This window comes from Streptomyces sp. MS06, assembly GCF_047200655.1.
Lineage (GTDB): Bacteria > Actinomycetota > Actinomycetes > Streptomycetales > Streptomycetaceae > Streptomyces.
This window is the reverse complement of record NZ_JBJZOJ010000115.1, coordinates 1-7389: the sequence shown is the minus strand read 5'-3', so window position 1 is coordinate 7389 and position 7389 is coordinate 1. Positions and strand designations below refer to the sequence as shown.

Annotated in this window: 4 protein-coding genes and 1 pseudogene; 3 read left to right on the top strand and 2 right to left on the bottom strand. The window is 68.3% G+C overall.

The features are described 5' to 3' along the window. Positions 1 to 77: 77 nt before the first annotated feature. Both lanKC and ACL02U_RS32455 read left to right on the top strand, forming a co-directional pair. Positions 78 to 2690: a class III lanthionine synthetase LanKC gene (lanKC, locus tag ACL02U_RS32460; RefSeq protein ID WP_412794598.1), complete on the top strand. Its 2613-nt coding sequence runs from the start codon at positions 78 to 80 to the stop codon at positions 2688 to 2690. Further along, positions 2687 to 2827: a hypothetical protein gene (locus ACL02U_RS32455; RefSeq protein ID WP_412794597.1), complete on the top strand. Its 141-nt coding sequence runs from the start codon at positions 2687 to 2689 to the stop codon at positions 2825 to 2827. The genes lanKC and ACL02U_RS32455 overlap by 4 nt, the downstream gene beginning before the upstream one ends. An 882-nt stretch (positions 2828 to 3709) precedes the next feature. Here ACL02U_RS32455 and ACL02U_RS32450 read toward each other — a convergent pair. Then, positions 3710 to 4711, bottom strand: coding sequence for a hypothetical protein (locus tag ACL02U_RS32450; RefSeq protein ID WP_412794596.1), 1002 nt, complete (start codon positions 4709 to 4711; stop codon positions 3710 to 3712). A gap of 41 nt (positions 4712 to 4752) precedes the next feature. On the opposite strand from ACL02U_RS32450, the gene ACL02U_RS32445 reads away from it, so the two are divergent. Continuing rightward, a complete protein-coding gene (locus ACL02U_RS32445) occupies positions 4753 to 5322 on the top strand; it encodes an SMI1/KNR4 family protein (RefSeq protein ID WP_412794595.1) in 570 nt (189 codons plus the stop codon). A gap of 58 nt (positions 5323 to 5380) precedes the next feature. Here the strand turns inward: ACL02U_RS32445 and ACL02U_RS32440 are convergent. Next, a pseudogene (locus ACL02U_RS32440) lies at positions 5381 to 7389 on the bottom strand (hypothetical protein); the annotation flags it as partial.

Below are 7389 nucleotides of genomic sequence, written 5' to 3'. Positions count from 1 at the left end.
CTCCGCGGTCAGCCGAAGCGCGGCACCCGCGGGGACGCCGATCCGTCCCCATCCGACCCGGCCAGCGTGAGGCAGTGATGAGCGAACAGACGTATGCAATGGCCGATCCCGACTACTACGCGCCGGTCGAGACGCTCGCCGAGCTCGGCCGCCGCTACCGGCCGTCCAAGGTCCCGGACGGCTGGGAGCACGCCGAGCAGAGCCTGTGGACCAGTTGGTCCCGCACCGGCCGCACGCTGCCTTCGCAGGGCTGGAAGGTGCATGTCTCGGCGCGCGCCGAGCGGCTGCCCGCCGTGCTCGACGTGTTCGCCGAGGAGTGCTTCGCCAGGGACGTCTGCTTCAAGCACGTGACCGCCGAACGCCTGCTGCTCGTGCTCCAGCACAAGCACGCCTCGCGTACCCAGAGCGGCAAGCTCCTGGTCGCCTACCCGGACGACGAGGACCGCGCCCGCGACCTGATGAACGTCCTCTCCGCGCGGCTGCGCGACGAGCAGGGCCAGTACATCCTCACCGACCGGCGCTTCGGCGACTCCAAGGTCGTGCACTACCGCTACGGCGCGTTCACCGCACGCCGGCGCCTGCTGCCGGACGGCACCGGCGAGCCGGTGATCGCCGACGGCCGCGGCGCCCTCGTCCCCGACCTCCGCGAACCCGGATGGCACCTGCCCGCGGGCATCGAGGACCCGTTCGCACCGGACGACGACGCCGCGGAGGAACCCGACGCCGACTTCCGGGGCTTCGCCTTCGAGCACGCCGTCCGGCACAGCAACGGCGGCGGCGCCTACGCGGGCCGGCAGGAGGCGACCGGCCGCAAGGTGTTCATCAAGGAGGCCCGCGACCACACCGGGCTGTCCTGGGACGGCCGCAGCGCGCCCGAGCGGATGGAGCGCGAATGGCGCGCCCTGACCGAACTGCACGCCGTGCGGCCGGGACTGGGTCCGGAACCGCTGGCCCGGTTCCGGGTGTGGGAGCACACCTTCCTGGTCACCGAGTTCGTCGAGGGCGTCCCGCTCAACAACTGGGTCACCACCCACACCCCCCTGGTACGGCCGCACGCCGGCCGGGCCGACTTCGACCGCTACTTCGCCGACTGCGCGGCGATCATCACCTCCCTCGAACACCAGGTGGACGAACTGCACCGGGCGGGCTACGTCTTCGGCGACATCAGCCCCGGCAACGTGCTGATCGGCCCGGACGGCTCGCCACGGCTGATCGACTTCGAGGCGGCACACCTGCTGGACGAACCCCCGGTCGCCGTGGCCACCGCCGGCTACGCGGCGCCCGCCCACCTCTCCCGCGAGGACCCGAAGGTCCAGGACGCCTACGGCCTCTCCGCCCTGGTGCGCCTGATGCTCGGCCCGAACCCGGGCGTGGTGGAACGCTGCCCGGGTTCCCTCGCCCACCTGCGGGCCGACCTCGCCCGCCGGGCGCCCGTCCCACCGGCGCTGTGGGCGCGCGCGGAGCGCCACCACCCGGCCGACGAACCGGCGCTCCTGCCCGGCCCCGAGGCCGTCGCGGCCGACCCGCGCCGCCATGTGCGCGCGCTGCGCGACGAGGTGGCGCGGGCGCTGACCGCCATGGCCGACCCGGAACGCACCGACCGGATCTTCCCGACCGTGCCGAACGGATACGCGACCAACACCGTCTGCGTCGCCTACGGCACGGCGGGCGTGCTGCACGCGCTGCGCCAGGCCGAGGTGGCCGTCGACCCGGCGCTGACCGAGAGGTTCCGCAAGGACGCCGTGGCCGCGACCCGGACACTCGCCCCCGGCCTGCACACCGGACTCGCCGGCGTGGCATGGGTGCTGGCGGACCTCGGCCTGCTGGACGAGGCGGCCGAACTGCTCGCCACCGCGGCCGCCCACCCGCTCACCGAGCACCGGATCGGTTTCGCCGACGGCGCGGCGGGCGTGGCGACGGCACACCTCGCCCTGTTCGCGCACACCGGCGACGCCGCGCACGTGGAGACCGCGGAACGCCTGCTCGCGCCGGCCCGCACCGACGAGTCGGTCGCCGCGGGCCTCGCGCCGGACGACCCGACCGGCTGGCTGCACGGCCGCTGCGGCGTGGCCTGGGCACTGGCGCCCCTCGGCACGGTCACCGGGGACACCGGCCTGCTGGACCGCGGCGTACGGCTGCTGTGCCAGGAACTCGACCGCGCGATGCCGGCCGAGGGCCCCTCGCCGCACTTCCCGGTCTCGGCCACCGACCGCCGCTCGATGCCCTACCTGTACTGCGGAACGGCGGGCATGCTGCGGGCGGTCGCCCGCTACAACCGCCTCCGGCCGGACGACCGGCTGACCGCCGTGGAAGGCGCCCTGATGCCGCGCCTGCGCACCCGCTACACGGTCATGCCGGGCCTCTACCAGGGTCTCGCCGGACTCGGCTTCGCGCTCAGCGACCTCGCCGCCGTCAGCGGCGACGCGGAGCACCGCGAGCACGCCCTGGACACGGCCGCGGCGCTGTTCAAGTACGCGGTGCCGGGCGACGACGGGGTCAGGTTCCTCGGCGACGGGCTCCAGCGGTTCAGCGCGGACCTGTGGAGCGGCTCCTCCGGGATCCTGCTGTTCCTGCACGAAGTGCTCCACCCCGGCCGGGACAGGCTGTTCAGCCTCGACCGGCTCTGCACACCGGGCGCCGTCGACGGCGGCGGCACCCCCACCCGACCAGGAGAGGACACAAGACCATGACACAGGTCGTCGCACTGCAGAGGATGGCCGGTCCGCAGGAGAGTGCCTGGAACACCGAGTTGGAGAAGATCTCTGACCTCAGCTACTTCCTGTGCGGACCCGCCCCCAGCGAGCTGAGCGCCTGGGCCTGCATCTGACGGGGCGCCGAAGCCGCGCCCGGTGCCCCCGTCCGCGAAGGACGGGGGCACCGTTCAGCCCTCCGCGCGGGCGGCTGCTACGTCCTGCGCGGGGCGAACCTCAGGACCCTCGGGTCCAGTGGCTTCGGGGAGTCCGGGCCGCGCCCGGTGCCCGGCTTGACGCGTAATGTGCACGCCGACGGATCCGTTCGGCCCGTCGGAGCGGATCTCCACCGAGTCGATGCCGCGTAGCTTGAGCGTGTATCCCATCTGGGCGGCCATCTGATTGGTCGGAACGCACACCGCGATCTGCTCGTGCGAGCCGTGTCCAGGTCCGCGTCCTACTCCGTGATCAGAGCGGCCACGTCCTCCCGCTCGGCCTCCCAGTCCGGGAAGGCGTTTCCGGCGGGGCTCCGCCGTTGAGCACGGACCGATAGCCGGCGAGGGGCTCCGCGCCGCCGTCGAGATCGTCGTACGTGGTTTCGCCGAGGACGCCGAGGGCCGAGCGCAGGATCTGCCGCGTGGTGCGGTAGCTGAGGGTCAGCTTCGCGGACCGCCCGCGGATGTTGACGCACCCCGGCTCGTCGCCGACCGGGCGTGCGGCCCGGACGACGCCGATCCGGGCGTGCGGCCAGGTGCTGCCGCCCGCCGTCGTCGCGACATGGAACGGCCATGGTGGGCTTCACGACGGTCCCCCTTGCGACGCCGGTGCCCAGGTGATCGGTACCACCGTATAGCGGGTGACCGACAGGGCGGCCAGTCGGTGCCCGGGCCTGGCCACAGGAGTCTCAGCTGCTTCCAGCCCGCCAGCCCGCCAGCCCGCCAGCCCGCCAGCCCGCCAGCCCGCCAGCCCGCCAGCCCGCCAGCCCGCCAGCCCGCCAGTTCGTCGGCGAAGTCGCGGAACTACCGATAGTTGGTTTGCCGCGCGTGAGCGGACTTGACCAAGGCGGCGAAGGTATTCTTGTTCTTTGTGAGTTCGACCTTGTTCTCCTTGATCAGCTTCTTCTGAATCGCTGCTTCTGCGTCCGACCAGATCTTGATCAGGTCGGACTTCCGCTTGCAGTCGACGTCGGCGAGTGCGATGTCGATCTGCGCCTTGGAGGCGGTGGTGCCGTGGTCCTTCGACAGGCCCTTCTCCATCGCGGCGTACGGGTTGGCGACGTCGTATCCGGCCTTCTCCATGCACCCGGACCACTCCTTCATGGCCTTCTTCACTCCGTGTTCGTCCCGCGAGGAGGTCAGGGACTGCGCGGCCAGTGTGTCGGCGAGGCGGGACAGTTCGGAGACCGGGGGGAACTTCGACCGGGACCAGCCGGTGCAGCCGCCCTTGCGCAGCTTCTTGCCGTTGTATTCGGCCCGTGCGGGCTGGGTCTTGCCGCGTCCGACGAAGTCGGTTCCGTGGCCGCCCGTGGGTGCGGCGGCCGGCTTCGGCTTGGTGTGACCGGTGAGGACTTCGACCTCGGCATCGGACAGCTCCGGCGTCTTCTGTTCGGTGCTCTTCTGCTGGTCGGGCGTGAGCAGGTAGCCGCGCCTGCCCGCGGCGGCACGGTCGGTGATGCCGTAGCGGCGTTCGATGTCGATGCTGTTGTCGCTGATGGACGGGTTGGCTCCGGCCCGAGGCAGAGAGACGCTGAGGCCGTAGTCGGCCATGCACTGTTCCTGCAGATCGGTGCGTGCCTGGTCGACGGCGACGGTGTCGGCGTAGGAAGGCAGGTAGGCCTCGAGCGGCAGCGTCAGGCCCTTCACCAGACCTGTTCGGGGCACCGCCTGGGGCCACTTGCTCCGGTCGACCGGGGGCTTCGCGGAGTCGGACGAGTCGGAGGCGGACCCGGACGACGAGCACGCGCTGAGGGACAGGGCCAGGAGGGCGACTGCTACGGTGATCGTTCGCTCGGGGGCGTGCACGGGTTTTCCTTCTCTACGTGGGCGGATCGGACGGAATCGTAATGGGCGTGGTGGAGAGCTGGACTCGTGTGATGGAGCTACTTCGGGAGACTGCTCCAGCGGATCACGCGGAACTGTCAGGACCGGCTACGGAAGAGGCACTCCAGACCGCCGAGGAGCGGATGGGCATCTCGCTGCCCGAGGATCTGCGGGCGTGGCTGGTTCGGAACAATCTGGATGTGCCCGAGGAAGACTTCGACGACGACGTGGCCTGCTGCGGCTTCGCCGGTTTTCCGGACGAGGGAATGTTCTTTCTGGGGGTCCGGTCGATGGCGAATCTCTACGCGAACCATGCGACGCATGGCGGGATCAATCCTCCGGATCAGTCGGACAATCCATTCTGGCGCAACGATTGGATTCCGTTCCTCTCGGATCAGGACGGCTGGACAGGAAAGTTCGTCGACGCTAGAGACGGGCGCGTCGGAAGGTGGTTTGTGGGGAATCCTACGACTGCGGGTGAATATGAATCACTGGCTCACTATTTCGACTCCGTGGCGGAGATGCTCATGCGGATCGCTGCTGGAAAGCATCCCGTCTGTTCCGTCGTCGACGGGCGGCTCGTGTGGTCGTGAGGCGCAGGCCACGCGAGGGTCCCCCCGGAATTGACCGGGGGGACCTTCTATTTTTTGTTTACGGGGTGGGTGCGGTGAATCCGTCGAGGTCGAGCCAATAGCCGTCGTCCTCCATCAAGCGCTGTTCCTTGACGAAGCCGCCGAAAGGCCGCATCGACTGGGTGTTCTGCCAGTTCGACATCGAGGACCGGCCACACGGCTCCTTCCACGTCGGTGCCGGGGCATCCGGGCGCAGATGGAGTGTCATGGTGCCGTCGGTGTTGCGCCGGAGATAGGTCTGCACGCACTCCTTTCCGCTGTACTTGACATGGTTGGGACCCGTGAGGTTTCCGGCGCTCTGGAGGGCGTTGGCGAAGGCGAACTCGTCACAGCTCTTCCTGTCCGTGCGCGCTTCTCCCGCGTCCTGGGTCCACAGGTCACTGAAGAGGCCGGTGTCCTTGTAGGTCTTCCACTGCCTGCCGCAGATGATCTGACGGTTGCGGTCCTGCTGAGTCTTGCCGCTGCCGTCGGTGGCCATCTTGTTGTCCAGGTAGGTGAGCGGCTTGCCGCCGTTGCGGTTGCCCCAGTCGATATTGGTTTTGCGCCACATCAGGTCGATGTGCGCGGCGGCCCCGGGGAACTTCTTGGAGTTCATGACGTACGTCGGCTTGTAACCCGAGAACACGCAGCCGGTACCGGCGTTGGCCACTACACTGTCGCAGCGGATGTCCAGTTTGGACTTCTCGACCTCGAGAGGATTCAAGATCGGGGCCTCATTGGTCGCTCCGTTGAAGGTCCAGTACGGAGTGATCGTGTTCACAGTCGAGCCGCTGGGCGTCCACTTGAACCGTGTGGTGATGGTCCTCTGGGCGGTATCGCCCTTTGTGAAGATATTCGACCCCTGCCAGTTGGCGCTCGTGATGCTGCAGTACCCCCGGCACTTGGCGTGGTAGTCCAGACTGGCCGCGTTCACCACGCCGTCCATCGACTCCAACTTGATCGTGGTGACCTGGTAGAATTCGGCGCTTTTAGGGTCGAGGTAGATCGTGTTGTAGTAGTCGAACCATGCGGTTCCATCCACTACATTGTCTTCCCCGTGGTGCCTCATCCCCAGTTCATCATGGACGCAGCTGCTGGTGCGCTTGCGGATAATGGACAGCGATACGGTAGAGCACGACGAGGTGCCCGTGGAAGCTGTAGCAGCCATTGCCGTGGTGGCGGCTGAAGTTCCGCTGCCCGCGAGGATGAAACCGCCGGAGATTTTCTCGCCTGGCTCGACCGGAGCCGGGTCCGGTGCGGCCGGATTGGCTGTCATGCTGCCGGTCATCTTCAGGCCGTTGTAGGTTCCCGGTGCGACCGCGATGGCATCGAAGGCGATGTCCGCGTCTCCGCTGCCGCCGTTGAAGTTGTCCAACGTGATCTGTGGGGTGGTGTTGGCGAAGAAGTACGCGCCAAGATCGACCCACTTGTTGGACTGGTTGGCCTTTTGCGAGATCGTGGCTTCTCGTATCCCGTCGTCTGTGCTGATCTTGTAGGTCGCGGCTGTGGTCTGTGCTCCATGGTCGGGTATGTGTGCGAAGACCTTGGCCTGGCCGTTGTGCGTGGTGATGGGCCCGTTGAGTTTCCAGGTTCCGGTGACCTTCATCCGGTTCGCGTTGGCCGGATAGGACTCGGGGGAGCGGGTGTGGGTGAACCAGAAGTGGTTGCCGTATCCCGCGCCGATCTGATGGGTGTCGATCTTGCCCGGGTAGGTGGTGACGGTGATCGGGTTGTCGACGCCGTCGTTGGTCAGGTCCATCCGGGTGTCCCAGGGGGCGAAGGTGAAGTTGAAGGTGCCGTCCGACGAGACGGCTCCGCATCCTCTGCTCGCGTCCACACCCGCGGGTGTGGTGCCGTCCGGGAGATCATCGATGATCATGGCGTTGGAGGGCAGGCCCGTGGTGGAGCAGTTCGGCGGGTACGAGCCCGCGTCGGCCTGTTCGCCGTAGCTGGTGTTGAATCTGTGCACCGCGTTGCCGCACTCGGCCAGTTGGTCGCAATTCTTCCACTGGTCCGAGGTGATCGGCTCGTGCCACCAGCAGTGCAGCC